This is a genomic window from Rothia sp. 110740021-2, from assembly GCF_054263775.1.
The window spans coordinates 1,229,284-1,245,285 of sequence record NZ_JBSZFE010000001.1 but is presented as its reverse complement, the minus strand read 5'-3'; the positions used below and the strand labels follow the sequence as shown (position 1 = coordinate 1,245,285).

Here is a 16,002-nt window from a genome sequence, read left to right as displayed (position 1 = left end):
AAACGGGGTGAAAAATTCAAAAACTCTATCCACAGGCGGTACCCAAAACCGTAAAACGTGAGGTTATCCACAGAAGCGGTAACCGCCAGGTGCAGAGTCGGGTCAATGCTGGCAGGGTGGAGGAACCCACCCACTAGTTTCTAAGGAGAAACCATGAGCGACACCATCCTGATCCGTGGATTCACCGCTTCCGACCCGACACTGAGCACCCTGCCCAATGGGGTGCCCGTCGTGAACTTTCGCCTCGCCAGCACCCCGCGTTGGCAAGACGCTACCGGCACCTGGAAAGAAGGCACCACCAACTGGTACACCGTGAAAGCCTACCGCCGCCTCGCCCAGAACATCGCCACCTCCATTGAGAAAGGGCAACCGTTGGTCGTGAGTGGCCGCCAGCGTATTAGCCGCTGGAACCGTGAAGACGGCACGCAGGGCACCACGGTAGAAGTGGATGCCCTCGGTATCGGTCACGACCTGAACTACGGTACGAGCACCTTCGCCCGCACCGTGGAGAAGCGCACGGTCAACGAGGGTTCCATGCAGGGGGTACCTCAGCAGGACACGACGCAGCAGGGTACGCCGCACTCGGGTGCACCATTGCAGGAGGCGCCTCAGTACACGCAACAGTATGCTCCTGTGCAGAACGGCGCATCCGAGGGTGGGGGAGTGCAGAGTGACGAACCCCCCTTCTAAAAGTGTTCCCCGGATGCTTGCATAAACGCGGGTGCATTGGGATAATGGAGCATTGTGTTGACATCGGGCACGCCCCTGCCGCAGGGGGAAGAGCGACCAACGATGTCAACCTTCGGGCACCAATCCTGTCCGAAGCATAAAGTTTTCTGTCCCGCAGTGGGGCAGAGCAATCTGAGTCTATTTGACCTGCGGCAGATGGCTCTGGAGATCTACAACTATGCAGACTCTTGACTTCCTCGACAAGAAGTCCCTCCGTGACGACATCCCCGCATTCGGCCCCGGTGACACCCTGAACGTTCACGTTAAAATCGTTGAAGGTAAGAACCACCGTATCCAGGTCTTCAAGGGCTTCGTCGTTGGCCGCCAGGGTGCAGGCGTTCGCGAGACCTTCACCGTCCGCAAGGTTTCCTTCGGCGTTGGTGTTGAGCGTACCTTCCCCGTTCACTCTCCCTCCATCGAGAAGATTGAGGTTGTGACCCGCGGTGACGTCCGTCGTGCAAAGCTGTACTACATGCGCGACCGCCACGGTAAGGCTGCTCGTATCCGCGAGAAGCGCGAGTTCTAATCTTTATAGATACAGAATTCTGTTGCAAACCGCTCCCCAACCGCATTCCGCGAGCAAGGAGCGGTTTTTGCATATTCTGAGAACCTTGCCGCTCTCAGAAAATAAAAGCCCAAGAGCGCAAGCACTCTCGATACAATAGCTAGGTACCGTTTCACCCGAGCTAGGTATCTCTCAAACGAAAGGCTCACTCCAGCATGGCAGACGACAAGAACACTGCGAACACCAGCCCCTTCCCTGAGGGATACCAGCCTCAAAGCCGCCGCGAGCGCCGAGAAATGGAAGAATACTTCACACGTCTCGCCGCTGAGAAGGCCACAGCTGAGAATGCAGCTACTGAGCAGAGCGCCGCAGAGAATGCGGACGCTACCGGGGCGACCGAATGTAATACCGAGAGCACTCGTGAGCTGGTAGCTAGCGCCGAGGCAAGCGCCGCCGTGACTTCTTCCTCCGTGAAGGAAGCGAAGAAGAACGCCGCGGTGAAGAATACCGAGCGTGAAGAAACCGGCGATGAGGAGACTACCGCAGATGTGGAAACTACCAAGGACTTCTCCGAAATGACCCCCAAGGAACGCCGCAAGGCAAAGCGCGCCGAACAAGCAGAGCTGACCTACTCCCAGGCGCAGGAAGAAGGCCGACTCGGCGAATGGCTCTGGGTACAGGCACGCGAGGGCGGCACTGTCATCCTCTACGCGCTGGTCATCGCATTCCTGGTCAAGACCTTCCTGCTGCGTGGCTTCTACATTCCCTCCGGCTCCATGGAGCAGACCCTGCAGGTGAACGACCGCGTGTTCATTAACGTGGCGGGCTCCTACTTTAGCAATCCCAAGCGCGGCGACGTCATTGTCTTCAAGGACTCTCAGGGTTGGATTCCCTCCACCCAAAAATCCAGCAACCCGCTCAAGGACGGCCTGTCCTTCATGGGTATTCTGCCGGATACCTCATCGAACTACCTAGTCAAGCGTGTTATTGGTACCCCCGGTGACGTGGTCGAAAGCGACGGAAACGGCAAGGTCAAGGTCAATGGTGTAGAAATTACCGAACCGTACCTGTACCCCGGCAACCAGCCCTCGGAGATCCCCTTCAAGGTGACCGTGCCCGCCGGCAAGTACTTCGTGATGGGTGACCACCGCAGCAACTCCGCCGACTCCCGCTACCACATTAGCGACGGCACCGCGTTCATCTCCAAGGACGACGTGCAGGGTAACGTATTCGTGGTGGCGTGGCCGCTGAACCACTTCGGTCTGCTACAGGATCAGAGCTCAGTGTTCTCCTCGATTCCCGAGCCGACCTCCACCCCGAGCGAGTAAGCGAGCTTGGGAATGATGGTGAGCGCTCAGAAGAGTGCAAGGAAACCCGCTCAATCTAAGCCTGCGAAGACAACACCGCCTGCCGCCGACCTCGAATACGAGCAGCAGCTCTTCGCCTCCGGCACCCGCACGGTTGCCGGAATCGACGAGGTGGGCCGCGGCTCCATGGCGGGCCCGGTCACCGTGGGCGTCGCAATCCTCACCCCGGACGCCACCCTCGAAGTGGGCGGGCTAATCGACTCCAAAGCACTCTCACCGGCACGCCGCGAATCCATGGTTCCCGAAATCCGCCAGTGGTGCGCCGTGGCAGTCGGCCACGTGGAACCGGCAGATATTGACCGGCTCGGCATGACCCTCTCGCTGAGACTTGCCGCTCAGCGTGCGCTCGCTGAGCTGGCGCGCCGCGGATACCGTGCCGACGCCGCCCTGCTGGATGGTAAGCACGACTGGTTTACCCCTCCGCAGGAGGACCTGTTCAGTGCGCTGGCACCGGACCCGGCGCAGGCACACTATAACGCACTGCTCGCCCAGGCATGGGAGGGCACAGGTGAGCCCGCGCAGATGCCGGTGACCATGGTCATTAAGGGCGACTACAAATGCGCCTCCATTGCCGCCGCATCGGTGGTTGCGAAGGTGGAACGTGACGAGCTGATGGTCCAGCTGGATGCCTGCTACCCGGGGTACGGCTGGGCAAACAACAAGGGCTACGGATCCGCCGCTCACCGCGAGGCGATTAGCGTGCAGGGCCCCAGCCCGCAGCATCGACTGTCATGGTCGCTTCCGGCGACCGCCGAGCAGATTAAGGCCGCCGCGACACAGCGCGGCTAGGGCGCGTGGCGTTCCTGAAGACCGCGCCTCGGAAGCTGGCGAAAGCCTAACGTGCCACCGCTGAATCAGTACTAAGAAAGCCCAGGAAAGGAAGAGTAATGAGCGCAGAAGACCTCGAAAACTACGAGACCGACGCCCAAATGGCGCTCTACCGCGAATACAAAGACGTCATGTCGCTCTTTAGCTACGCGGTAGAAACCGACCGACGCTTCTACCTGGCAAACCAGGTGGACGTCACCCCGCAGGTGCAGGACGGCACCCTCTACTTTGAGGTGAGCATGAGCGACGTGTGGGTGTGGGATGTATTCCGCTCCAACCGCTTTGTGAAGAAGGTGCACGCATACTCGGTGCGTGATGTGAACGTGGAGGAGCGCCTGCCCAACCAGGAGTTCACCGTGCCGGAAATGCCGGACTTTAACGCCTAGCTCAGGCCTGATTCACCGCCTTGCCGGAGGTAAGCGCACCAGTGCCGAGCTGCTGGGCGGCAGAACTTAGGTGATGAAACCGCGCGATGAAACTACGCGAATATGACGCGGTGAATTGGCACCCGAGCGGCGTTTTTGAAAAATATGCCCCAAAATTTCAAATAAATAGCTGTGGATAACCTCTAATTCCTTCTGAGAACTGAGGTTATCCACAGTTTTTCGTTAACCACGTTCGGGCACGCGCGCGGCGGGCACAGTAGAAGCACTACCGCTATCTACCGGGAGAGACCCATGACAACAGCCCGAATAACAGCCCACGCCACAACCCAAAACGCACCCAACAGACTCCGAATCCACCGAACCCCACCCCGCGCCCACAGCGTCGGTAGATGGGGCGAGGAACTGACCGCCCGCATCCTGGAGACGAATGGCTACCGGATTCTGGAGAGGAATTGGCGCCCGCCTGCCGGACTGGAATACGAACAAATCCGCGGTGAGCTCGACCTGATCGCCATTGACCCCGAGGACGAACTGGTTTTTATTGAGGTCAAGACCCGCAGCAGCGAAGATTTTGGGCACCCGTTCGCGTCTATTGACCGCGATAAGGCGCGCCGCACGCGCTCGCTGGCGATTCTTTGGTGCAGGCTGCGCGAGAACCTGGATTTTCCGCGCTTTCGCATTGACGCAATTGCGGTGACTGGATCCTGCGAAACCTTCACCTTCGAGCATCTGAAGGCGGTGGCGTAATGGGATTCGCACGCACCTATTCCGTGGCGCTCGTGGGCTTGCGTGGGCACATTGTTGACGTCGAGGCTGATATTTCACAGGGCCTGCCCGGCTTCGTGCTACTGGGCCTGCCCGATACCGCCCTTAACGAGTCGAAAGAGCGTGTACGCTCCGCCGCGAAGAATACCGGCATCACCCTCACTCAGCACCGACTCACCGTGAACCTGACCCCGGCGACCCTACCCAAGCGCGGCTCTGCGTTTGATCTAGCCATTGTGGTTGCGGCGCTACAGGCGGAGAAGAAACTGCACCCCAGCGGCGATAGCGTTTTTTTGGGTGAGCTGGGACTGGACGGAACGCTACGCCCCGTGCCGGGCATCCTGCCGGCAGTCAAAGCTGCCGTGGATGCCGGACACCACCGCGTGATTGTGCCCGCCGAAAATGCTGAGGAGGCGGCGCTCATCCCCGGCGCGCAGGTGAGCGGTTTCCGCTGCTTGGCAGAGGTTTTTGCCGCTCTCGGCGCGGAGAGTCAGAAGCTGACCTACCCGCCCGCCCCGCAGACTGAGGCGAGCGTACCGGTAGTGAAACCGGCTGAAATTCCCTCGGATATGAGCGATGTCGCCGGTCAGTCACAGGGCCGTTTCGCCCTGGAAATTGCCGCTGCGGGTGGTCACCATATGCTGCGGACCGCCTGGTTCGGGTAAAACCATGCTGGCGGAGCGCCTGCCGAGCATCCTGCCGACCCTCGACAACGATGCCGCGATGGAGGTGACCGCGATTCGTTCCCTCTGCTCGGCGGGGGAGCACCTGAGCGAGCTGGTGCGTCAGCCGCCGTTTGAGGCGCCGCATCATAGCGCCTCCGCGCCAGCGATTTTGGGTGGCGGCAGCGGCATTCCCCGCCCAGGCTGCGTGTCTAAAGCGCACCGCGGCGTGCTCTTTCTCGATGAGGCGCCGGAGTTTAAACGCACGGTGCTCGATTCGCTCCGTCAACCCCTGGAGTCGGGGACCGTGACTCTGGACCGTTCGAGTGCATCGGCGACGTATCCGGCGCGTTTTCAGCTGATTCTGGCGGCGAACCCGTGCCCCTGTGGCATGAACGTGGGTACCGGTACGGAGTGCACGTGTGCTCCGCGTGAGCGTCGCGCCTATTTTGGGCGGCTGTCCGGCCCGCTGGTGGACCGTATTGACGTGAATGTGACGGTTCCGAAGGTGTCGTCCACGGAGCTTGCGGGCGGTCAGGTGAATGAGAGCTCGGCGCAGATTCGCGAGCGCGTTATGGCGGCGAGGCAGGCTCAGCGGGAGCGCCTGGAACCGTACGGGTTGAAAACGAATGCGGAGATGAACGGCAAAATTTTGCGAGGTCCGCTGCGTCTGGATGCGAAGCTCACCGGCGAGCTGAACGCCGCCGTGGATCGAGGAACGCTGACGGCTCGCGGCTATGACCGGGTGTTGCGTATCGCCTGGACCCTCGCTGATTTGGAAGGTGCCGCCTACCCGAGCCGGGAGCATCTGGATGTGGCGCTTTTCCTGCGGCAGCAGGGGCAGCTGAAATAGAGACAGTTGACATAGCGTGCTGGTTTATAGAAGGAATCACCCACGAGAGGAGAAGAACGTCATGAGTGAGAAGAAACTGAGAAAACGAGTTGAAGATACCGAATTGAAAGATTATGGGCTGAGAGAAACAGCACTGGAAGAGCAAGCGCCAGAAGAGAGCGCGGCTGAGGATTTTGTACAGGAGGTACTGCAAATCCGCCTGCCCGGTCGCACTCTGGATGTGCACGCCCTGGTGCGTGAGAGGGCGGCTCATATCCTGTCGCTGGGGCAGGAGCCTTCGCCGAGCCCATACAACGGGGCGCGGTTGCCGGGATTCCTCGCCTCCTGCCTGAACCCGGTGTATCTGGAAGAGATGAATCAGCAGAAACTGAGCCGGGAGGAACAGCCGGGAGAGGAGCTACAGGGTGAGGGGCTACAGAGCGAGCGCCCCGAACCGGCGGTGGGCACAGCCTCCAGCGGCTCTGATCCTGTACATCTGTTCACTCCTGAGCCCCTGTTCAATCCCGCCCTCAGCGCGCCGGAGCTTGAGGCGGCGTGTCGTGAGTACATCCGCTGCTGCACCGCTCAACTGATGCGCTACGCGGAGCCCGCCGATGAGCTCGTAGTCGAATCCCTCGCCAGCCTGGGTGCGCCGCTGACCCTGCACTACCTGTTGACCGGGCATATCCCGGATGAGTACACCTGGGAGAACGGCGAACCGGACGAACAGCTCAGCGAATTTCTGCACTCGGTGGGTGCGCCTGCGGCAGGAGAGTCCGCCCTGTTCTCCAGCGCGAATGGCTACTACACGCCGGGTGAGCATCAGATGAGCCGCGATAAGTTCGGCAAGTTGCTCGCGACCCGCCGCCTGCGCTGGAACCGCCGCATGGAACGCACCCTGAACGCGGAGGCGCATATGGCGGCAACCTGCGGGGCGTGGCTGGTCACTCCTGCTGATCCGCTGTGGCCGCCGCAGCTGAACGATTTGGGGCCTGCTCGACCATACGGGCTGTGGTGCCGAGGCGATTCGCGGCACCTGCTGGATTTGGCCTCTACCCCGAGCGTGGCGCTGGTCGGTTCGCGTGACCCGAGCATCTACGGTACGGAGGCGACGACCCACCTCGCCGCTGAGCTGGCGCGCCACGGGTACACGGTGATTTCTGGCGGTGCGATGGGCATTGATATTGCGGCGCATCGGGCGGCGCTGACCCAGCAGGGTAGCGACCTGCCGACCATCGCTTTCATGGCGGGTGGGTTGGACCGGCTGTACCCGGCGCAGAACTCGGATGCGCTGAACATGATTATTGACCGAGGGCTCATCATGAGCGAGGTGAGCGTGGGTAATACCCCCACGCGGTGGCGTTTTCTGGAGCGTAACCGGCTGATTGCGGCGTTAGCGCGGCATACCATTGTGGTGGAGGCACGTTGGCGTTCCGGTGCGCTGAATACGGCTCGTCACGCAATGGAGATTGGGCGTACTCTCTGGGCGGTTCCGGGCCAGATTAACTCGCCGAATTCGGTGGGCACGAACCGTCTGCTACGTGATGGACTAGCGCAAACACTTACCGAGGCCGCCGACATTCTCGAATACGATGCCGCCGCGGGTTTCGAGCTGGGCACCGAGCACGAGAGCGAGTGGGATCAGGCTGCCTCCTCTAGCACGCTGGATGAGCTGACCGAACGGCAGGGCAGGGTCTGGGATGACTTGAGCCCGCGCTCCTACCGTGGCGTGGACGAGATTGCCGCAGCCCTTGGGTTGAGTGCTCGCGACGTGATGGCTGATCTGTTCCACCTGGAGCGCTGCGGCCTAGCGGAGAGTAGCGGAACAAGCTGGAGAAAGGTCCGCCCGGCTGTTGCAGCGTAGAAGAGCCCCCTGAACACCCCTACTGAACACCTGAGGCAGTAGCGGGTTGTGAGAGCCGGTCATGACAGGGCGGCATGTAGAGGAGACTGGACCTCTCTACAATTGGGGTAGGCCTGCGCGTACTGGTGCGGAGCCTACCCCGCCGCCCTATCGACAGATGCGTGGGGAATAGAAATACAACGTCGAGAAACATCAATGCCGCTAGACCCAGGAGCCGGAACCACGAAAGGAGGGACGCATGACTCCCGCCCGCCAGCACGAAAACTGGGCTGAAAACCGGAACGAGAACCCGGAAGAATACCGGGATGAGAACCGGGATGATGCTCCCTCTGCGACCCTGCCGGTGACCTATACCCGCAGCCTCGCCGCAGATAACCCACAGAGGCACGGCGAACGCCTGGATTCAGCCCTGCCTGGCTCCGCCTTACCTGAATCAGCGCTGGGCGTTTCTGGCGAAGTATTCCGCCCCGTCCTGGACCGTTTTGAGCGTTTTCTGCGTTATGAGAAGCACCGTTCTGAAGAGACGATTCGTTCCTATATTTCGGATTTGGAGGGCTTTTTCGGATATATGGCGCGCCGCGGTGTGCGGCATCTGGAGAGTATTGATGCGTCCCTGATTCGTGAGTGGTTGGGTTCGCTACATCTGCGGCAGGCGGCTCGTTCTACGGTGGCTCGCCGCGGCTCGACCCTGCGTACGTTCTTCACCTGGGCTCAGGATGAGGAACTGGTGCACGCCAATCCCACGCGCGGTATGCGCACCCCCAAGCGGGAGAATCACCTGCCGCCGGTGCTGAGCCAGGAGCAGATGAACCAGTTACTGACTACTCTGCAGGAGCGCCGGGTGCAGGATCCTCGTGATGCGCGCCTGCTGCGCCTGGAAGCTGTGGTTGAGGTGCTGTACGCCTCGGGCATGCGTATCTCTGAGCTGACCGGCCTGGATTTGCAAAGTGTGGACCGGGCAAATAAGACGGTGCGCGTGCTGGGTAAGGGCAATAAGGAGCGAGTGGTGCCGTTGGGTACCCCGGCGCTCAAGGCGTTGAATCGTTGGGTTTCGTATGGTCGTCCGCAGTGGATTCCGGAGGGCGCTCAGGGCGTGACGGCTCTGTTTATTGGCCCTCGGGGTGGGCGTGCGAATGCCCGTCAGATTCGTGAGGATCTGACCCGCTTGCTGCGCACGGTGGAGAACACAACCGCCTCGGGTGCGCACGTTTTGCGTCATTCGGCGGCGACTCATCTGGTTGATGGTGGTGCCGATATTCGTTCGGTGCAGGAGCTATTGGGGCATTCGTCGTTGGCGACCACGCAGATTTACACGCACGTGTCGATGAAGCGTCTGGCGGAGACGTATGCTCGGGCGCATCCGCGAGCATAGGGGTGGAACCCGAAAGTTAGCTGTCTCTCTATTTGAATCTTGCCCGTGCGGGTTGTACGAATGGGTGAATTCAATCTAAGCTATACACTGTTCAATGTCTATCTGGATATCCTGTGCACCCTAAACTTTCTGCACAGCGATGTTTATGCAAAGCCGCTGAACAAGGTAGCATAGGTAACAGACTAACCGTGGTATCCGTCTCTACGGAGGCACCGCGTACGAGTATTAAAAACTAGAAAGGTCGCACCGCATGCGCGCACTCGTTTGCCCCGGACAGGGTTCTCAGAAGAAAGGCTTCCTGAGCCCCTGGCTCGAGATTGAAGGTGTGCGTGAGCACCTGGAACGACTCTCCGAAGCGGCAGGCATCGACCTAATTCACTACGGTACTGAAGCCGAAGAAGAAACCATCAAGGACACCGCAATCGCCCAGCCCCTCATCGTGGCTGCAGGCATCGTCACCGGTCGCCTCGCACTGCACGAACTCGACGGTGAAGAGCTCATCATCGCGGGCCACTCCGTCGGCGAAATCACAGCAACGGCACTTGCAGGCGTACTCAGCGACGAAGACGCAATGCGTTTCGTGCGCGTGCGCGCCAACGGCATGGCGGAGGCGGCAGCCGCCTCCCCGACCGGCATGGCTGCAGTACTCGGAGGCGTTGAAGAAAACGTCCGCGAAGCCATCGACGCAGCAGGCCTCGTCGCAGCAAACTCCAACGGCGGCGGCCAGATCGTAGCCGCAGGCCCCATCCCCGCCATTGAAGCATTCGCCGCGAACCCGCCCGCACGCGCACGCGTCATCCCTCTGAAGGTCGCTGGCGCATTCCACACCGAGGCAATGGCACCCGCCGTGCCCGCACTGGAAGAGTTCGCCGTAGCCCTGCAGGTATCCGACCCGACCTCCGCGCTACTGACCAACCGCGATGGTTCCGCAGTGGCATCCGGTGAAGAGTTCGTCAAGACCCTCGTCTCCCAGGTGACCAGCCCCGTGCGCTGGGATTTGTGCATGGCAACCCTGCTTGAACGTGAAGTCGCCAGCATTATCGAGGTCGCCCCCGCAGGCACCCTGGTCGGGCTGGCAAAGCGCGCGATGCGCGGCGTGCCCGGCACCTCCATCAACGCTCCGGAGGACCTCGCCTCACTGAAGGGCTAAACGCCAGAGGAGAGAACCCAGCTCTCCCTGCGCTAGGAACCCTTCACACTAGACATGCACTTTAGACATGCGAGGCACACAGTGTCTTGCGAGCATCAGCACTAAGGATTGAATACGTGACTACCCTCAAGCAGTACGAAATCAACCGCTACTCCCGCATCCTCGGTTACGGCGCAGCCCGCGGTGAGGTCATCGTCCCCAACGATGACATCGTTGAGGCAATCGACTCCTCCGACGAGTGGATCAAGCAGCGCACTGGTATCGCAACTCGCCACCGCGCCAGCGAAAACCAGTCCGTAACTGACCTCGCCATCGGTGCCGCCAAGGACGCCCTGGCGGCATCCGGTGTAGCCGGTGAGGACATTGAGGCGGTCATCATCTCGACCATCTCGCACCCCTACGCAACCCCCTCCCTGGCAACCCTGGTCGCCGATGCAATCGGCTCCAAGTGCCCCGCATACGATATCTCCGCAGCGTGTGCAGGTTTCTGCTACGGCATCGCCCAGGCAGACGCCCTCGTCCGCGCAGGCACCGCAAAGCACGTGCTGGTCATCGGCGTTGAGAAGCTCTCCGACTTCATTGACAACACCGAACGCACCATCTCCTTCCTGCTCGGCGACGGCGCAGGCGCAGCAGTCGTGGGCGTTTCCGACGAACCCGGTATCGCTCCCACTGTATGGGGTTCGGACGGCTCCCGCTGGGGCACCGTTGGCATGGACCGCTCGATGCTAGACATTCGCAACCGCGACTTCGTAGCAAACCCCGTACAGGAAGGCGAAAAGATCTGGCCCACCCTGCGACAGGACGGCCCTTCCGTCTTCCGCTGGGCAGTATGGGAAATGGCAAAGGTCGCCAAGCAGGCACTCGAAACCGCCGGCATCACCCCCGACGAGCTTGGCGCGCTCATCCCGCACCAGGCAAACGCCCGCATCATTGACCAGATGGTCAAGACCCTCAAGCTTCCCGACACGGTGGCAGTGGCACGCGATATCGTTGATGCTGGTAACACCTCCGCCGCATCGGTCCCCCTCGCCGCACATCGCCTGCTTAAGGAGAACCCGGAACTCTCCGGCAAGTTCGCCCTGCAGATTGGTTTCGGTGCCGGCCTGGCATTCGCAGCTCAGGTAGTCGTCCTTCCCTAAGGAAAACCACAAGAGCCCGATGCTCACCGCCCCTCATAACCGGCACCACACCGGTGCACGAGAAAGAAAATAAAGCGGGAAAGCATCCCCTAAACTCCGAGTTTCCGCATGCGTACACCACGTAGACACGATAAACTCGGTAATGCACACGTACCCCCAACCGGCGGGTGCGATGACCATCGAACAACAAAGGAGCCCCTGAATGGCTAACAAGGAAGAGATCCTCGCAGGTCTGGCAGAAATCGTTAACGAAGAGACCGGCGTTGAGGTTGAGGACGTTCAGCTAGACAAGTCCTTCACCGAGGACCTGGACATCGACTCCATCTCGATGATGACCATCGTCGTGAACGCTGAGGAGAAGTTCGAGGTGACCATCCCGGACGAAGAGGTCAAGAACCTCAAGACCGTTGGCGACGCAGTCGAGTTCATCGCGAACGCTGCCTAAGCTATCACCAATAACGATGCGGCGCGGGCTCTCACCGGCCCGCGCCGCATCGCTGTTTACCCAACTAACCCAATACACCCCGGGAATACAGCGAGGAACCCGCAGTGCGGACCCCACGCGGAACACACACGTATACCCCCCCCGGGACCTACAGGTTTTTATCCACACACCACCGGATAAACCACCAAATCGACCACCGAAGAGAAAGTGCCACAATGTCTCGAAAAGTGCTGGTGACCGGCCTCGGCGCGACCACCCCCATTGGCGGCGACGTCCCCACCACCTGGGAAAACGCAACCAAGGGCGTATCTGGTGTATCTACCCTTGATTACCCCTGGGTCAAGGAATACGACCTGCCCGTATACATTGCAGGCCAGCTCGCCGTGCCCGCCCTCGAATCCGGCCGCCTCACCAAGGTAGAAGCAAAGCGCCTGGATCCCTCGGGTCAGCTCGCCCTCATCGCCGCACGCGAAGCATGGGAAGACGCAGGATTCACCGGCCCCGACGCCGACTCTGCAGAAGAAGTTGACCCCGAGCGCACCGGCGTAGCCTTCGGCACCGGCATTGGTGGCGTGTGGACCCTCCTCGACGCATGGGACACCCTCCGTGAGAAGGGTCCCCGCCGCGTCCTACCCATGACTGTTCCGATGCTCATGCCCAACGGTAACGCTGCAGCAGTCTCCATGAACCTCAAGGCACGTGCCGCAGCGCAGACCGTCGTCTCCGCATGTGCATCCTCCACCGAGGCCATGCAGCTGGGTGCTGAAATGATTCGTAGCGGCAAGGCTGACGTGGTCATCGTTGGTGGCGCTGAAGCAGCTATCCACCCGCTACCCATGGCAGCATTCGCCAAGATGCAGGCACTCTCCTCCCGCAACAACGAACCCGAAAAGGCATCCCGCCCCTACGACGTTGACCGCGATGGCTTCGTCATGGGTGAAGGTGCAGCAGCACTCATCCTCGAATCTGAAGAGCATGCCAAGGCACGCGGCGCACGCGTCTACGCGGAACTAGCAGGCACCGGCGTATCCGCCGACTCCTACCACATCACCGCACCGGACCCCGCAGCACTCGGCGCAACCCGCGCACTGCGTGAAGCCCTCGAAGATGGCAACATTGACCCGAAGACCGTCGTGCATATCAACGCGCACGCCACCAGCACCCCTGCCGGTGACCTGCCTGAAGCAACCGCAATGCACGAAACCTTCGGTGAGCACACCAAGAACATCGCCGTCTCCGCAACCAAGTCCATGACCGGCCACCTGCTCGGCGGCGCGGGTGCCCTTGAGGCTGTGCTGACCGTCCTGGCTCTGCACCACCGCATCGCACCCTGCACCATCAACCTGGACAACAAGGACCCCCAGATTGACCTGGATGTGGTGACCGAGGCTCGCGAGCTACCCGCCGGCGACATCGTGGCACTGTCGAACTCCTTCGGTTTCGGCGGTCACAATGCTGTTGTAGCGTTCCGCTCAGTAGAGGGCTAAAACTCTTCGACAGCCTCATAGAAAGGGCACGTCGGAAATGCTAGCGGGGGAGTGCCATCTCTGCGGCGCCCCTAATCATCAATAACCCAGCCGCCTTGAAGATGGAGTCCCGTCGTATTCCCGAGAGGCACCCTCTGGAGGCTTGGCAATAAACAGGGGCGCCTGCGATAGATGTCTATCGTAGGCGCCCCTGTTTGCGTATGAAGTTTTACCTGCGGGTTAGTTGTTTGAGAAGTTGTACCGTACACCGCTCGCGGGGGAGTGCCCCCACCTCGCGTGTCCGGTACACACTCTAGGTCGCCTGCCCCTCGGGGAAAGATATAAAGGGGTAGCTTCTCGGGGTAGTTTGCCTCAGTCCGGGGCATATGAGGTCGGTGTGGGGCTGAGTTTCGTGTGCAGCTCTCCTGAGTGTGGGTAGGCAGGGTTTTACACGTTAAAAACGGGTGGCGTATTCGCTCCTGTACTGCGAATACGCCACCAAACACACCACACTCCACAAGACAATGCAGAGCGCACGGGATCAACCATCCCGTAAGGTTCCCGTAACTCCCATCGCGGACCGCGGTAGGCGACGACAGAAGAATGGGAGTTTATGACCGGTTGACACACACAGAGCCCCATAGAAAGGTGGACGCTGTGCGTTCTTCTGGAAGTTTATCGGAAGAGCTCCCCCGCCGGTTCCGCTTTTCTAGCTTCAAATGGCAGAAGCTTAAGGGGTTGATGTGAGTGCTCGGATGGTCCGAATCATGTCGTTCCCAACGGAACCGGTTTATCGGTGATGGGCGCTCCTGTAGATAAGAATAACCTTAAACCGCCCCTGAACTAATCCTTAAACCAATAATTTAACCTTATTTTATAATTCCTTGTCGTAAAGGTAGTGATGGGTGTTCAATATGCTCTGGGTAATCCGCTGGAAACCGCTGTAACTCTTTGGCCTGTTTAGCACTCTCCACCGTTATGAAACCGTGATAAATCATCCCCGAAAAGTTGAAGAACAGAACTCCTAAATGACTCCACAGGTGACTGTCGATAGAAGCAAGCTGATGGGTCTTGAAAACGTACTCGGAACGTGGTCACAAAACGTCATCTTGTCACGGAAGTTATCCCAGAGAAAACAAATTAAAACCCCGGCGTGCGCTGTGGCATAATCAGTATCAACATCGTGCTCCGGGGTCGGTGAAATTCCGAACCGGCGGTCACAGCCCGCGAACCACTCTCGCAGGCAGGCAAAGAATCATACGAATCTTCGCATCCGCGCAGGACGCCAAGACTCCGCTAGAGACGCCCGCTTGCAAGAGAGGCCGAACCGGTGAAAATCCGGTGCCGACAGTACAGTCTGGATGGAAGGTAGCACGAGCAGAAAAAGGCAGGAGCGCACTCCGCCGAGCCTCCCGAGAAACCTCGAGGTAGCGTGTAGGGTGCACCGAAGCAGTTATTTGAGAAAACTGTTGCTCGAGAAAAATACTTGAGAAAACCGTTGCCCAAGGGCACAGCGGTTTTCTGTATGACGGGGGAGAGGCACCTTTCGTAGGTGCCGGTACATTATTCCCCTCGACCGCAGTCACTGATTTCAGCCATGGTAGGCTGATTCGCCGCTCCCGCCTCAGCACGGATACCGGGCACTCCCTAAGAAGCCCGCGTTAGCCGCGCCTTTTTCTGTTCCTCTCCCCGGAGCCGCCGCAGATGCGCACACAGCGCATCCGACACACGGTCCAACTCAGAGAGGAAAGAAACAATGGACATTGTGCGGTGGCTCTTCGACGCACAAATTCACGTGGGGGACCAGTCTCTCCTCGTGCGCGAAGTTCTCGGAAACGCATTCGGCTTGGCATCGGCGCTCGGTGGCATGCGACGCAAAGTATGGGCGTGGCCCGTCGGCATTCTCGGTAACCTACTGCTCCTCACCGTCTTCCTGGGCGCCCTCGTCGGCAGCCCGCACCCCGTGACCATGCTCGGCCAGGCAGGCCGACAGGTCATGTTTATTGCCGTGTCCATCTGGGGCTGGCACCGCTGGCGCGTAACCCGCGCCTCCGGCGGTGACGCCTCCGAAGGTGTCGCGGTAATCCCCAAGTGGGCTACCAACACCGAACGCACAGGCCTGGTCGTCGCTATGGTTGCAGGTACTCTGCTGCTCACCCCCATCTTCCGCGCCCTCGGCTCCTACGAACCGGTCTGGTCCGACGCCTGGATCTTCACCGGCTCACTGCTCGCCACTTACGGTATGGCGCGCGGTTGGGTTGAATTCTGGCTCATCTGGGTTGCCGTTGACCTGGTCGGTGTGCCGCTACTGTGGAACGCAGGCTACTACGCAACCTCCTTCATGTACGTGTTCTACGGATGCTTCACCCTGATTGGCTTCTTCGTCTGGTGGCGCACCCGCAACCTGGAGGCGCAGAAGACCCAGGTGCAGACCCAGTTCCCCGACGTGGCCGTTGAGGTAACCGATGTACAGAAGGGTCGTGCTTAAG

13 protein-coding genes, 1 pseudogene and 1 riboswitch are annotated in these 16,002 nt (G+C 60.1%); all 14 genes and pseudogenes read left to right on the top strand.

Annotated elements, in window-relative coordinates; translation table 11 throughout:
* Positions 1-153: 153 nt before the first annotated feature.
* Positions 154-690, top strand: coding sequence for a single-stranded DNA-binding protein (locus tag ACUXHH_RS05100; RefSeq protein ID WP_279755055.1), 537 nt, complete (start codon positions 154-156; stop codon positions 688-690).
* A 217-nt stretch (positions 691-907) separates the two neighbouring features.
* A complete protein-coding gene (gene rplS, locus ACUXHH_RS05095) occupies positions 908-1,255 on the top strand; it encodes a 50S ribosomal protein L19 (protein WP_049337710.1) in 348 nt (115 codons plus the stop codon).
* Positions 1,256-1,449: 194 nt separating this feature from the next.
* The gene (gene lepB / locus ACUXHH_RS05090) at positions 1,450-2,562 is read left to right on the top strand and encodes a signal peptidase I (RefSeq protein ID WP_279788613.1); all 1,113 of its coding nucleotides are present in this window, start codon (positions 1,450-1,452) and stop codon (positions 2,560-2,562) included.
* Positions 2,563-2,577: 15 nt separating this feature from the next.
* On the top strand, positions 2,578-3,390 hold the full coding sequence (locus ACUXHH_RS05085) for a ribonuclease HII (RefSeq protein ID WP_458391033.1): 813 nt from the start codon (positions 2,578-2,580) through the stop codon (positions 3,388-3,390).
* A gap of 98 nt (positions 3,391-3,488) precedes the next feature.
* Positions 3,489-3,815, top strand: a complete 327-nt coding sequence (locus tag ACUXHH_RS05080; protein WP_279788610.1) for a DUF2469 domain-containing protein — start codon at positions 3,489-3,491, stop codon at positions 3,813-3,815.
* Positions 3,816-4,106: 291 nt separating this feature from the next.
* On the top strand, positions 4,107-4,562 hold the full coding sequence (locus ACUXHH_RS05075; protein ID WP_279740659.1) for a YraN family protein: 456 nt from the start codon (positions 4,107-4,109) through the stop codon (positions 4,560-4,562).
* Positions 4,562-6,095, top strand: a pseudogene (locus ACUXHH_RS05070) (YifB family Mg chelatase-like AAA ATPase). Before ACUXHH_RS05075 ends, ACUXHH_RS05070 begins: the two are co-directional and overlap by 1 nt.
* A gap of 61 nt (positions 6,096-6,156) precedes the next feature.
* Complete coding sequence (gene dprA / locus ACUXHH_RS05065; protein WP_279790455.1) at positions 6,157-7,938, top strand: DNA-processing protein DprA; 1,782 nt, start codon at positions 6,157-6,159, stop codon at positions 7,936-7,938.
* Between the two features lie 238 nt (positions 7,939-8,176).
* Positions 8,177-9,310, top strand: coding sequence for a tyrosine recombinase XerC (locus ACUXHH_RS05060; protein WP_458390950.1), 1,134 nt, complete (start codon positions 8,177-8,179; stop codon positions 9,308-9,310).
* Positions 9,311-9,560: 250 nt separating this feature from the next.
* Positions 9,561-10,460, top strand: a complete 900-nt coding sequence (locus ACUXHH_RS05055; protein ID WP_458390949.1) for an ACP S-malonyltransferase — start codon at positions 9,561-9,563, stop codon at positions 10,458-10,460.
* A gap of 116 nt (positions 10,461-10,576) precedes the next feature.
* Positions 10,577-11,602 (top strand): beta-ketoacyl-ACP synthase III, encoded by a 1,026-nt coding sequence (locus ACUXHH_RS05050; RefSeq protein ID WP_279755052.1) that lies wholly within the window; start codon positions 10,577-10,579, stop codon positions 11,600-11,602.
* 202 nt (positions 11,603-11,804) lie between these two features.
* Positions 11,805-12,047, top strand: coding sequence for an acyl carrier protein (locus tag ACUXHH_RS05045; RefSeq protein ID WP_005507475.1), 243 nt, complete (start codon positions 11,805-11,807; stop codon positions 12,045-12,047).
* Positions 12,048-12,262: 215 nt separating this feature from the next.
* Positions 12,263-13,534, top strand: coding sequence for a beta-ketoacyl-ACP synthase II (gene fabF / locus ACUXHH_RS05040; protein WP_279740668.1), 1,272 nt, complete (start codon positions 12,263-12,265; stop codon positions 13,532-13,534).
* Between the two features lie 1,158 nt (positions 13,535-14,692).
* Positions 14,693-14,892, top strand: a riboswitch (FMN riboswitch).
* A gap of 377 nt (positions 14,893-15,269) precedes the next feature.
* Positions 15,270-16,001 carry a nicotinamide riboside transporter PnuC gene (pnuC, locus tag ACUXHH_RS05035; RefSeq protein WP_279740670.1) on the top strand — a complete coding sequence of 244 codons (732 nt, stop codon included), beginning with the start codon at positions 15,270-15,272 and terminating at the stop codon, positions 15,999-16,001.
* The last annotated feature ends 1 nt before the right edge of the window (position 16,002 follow it).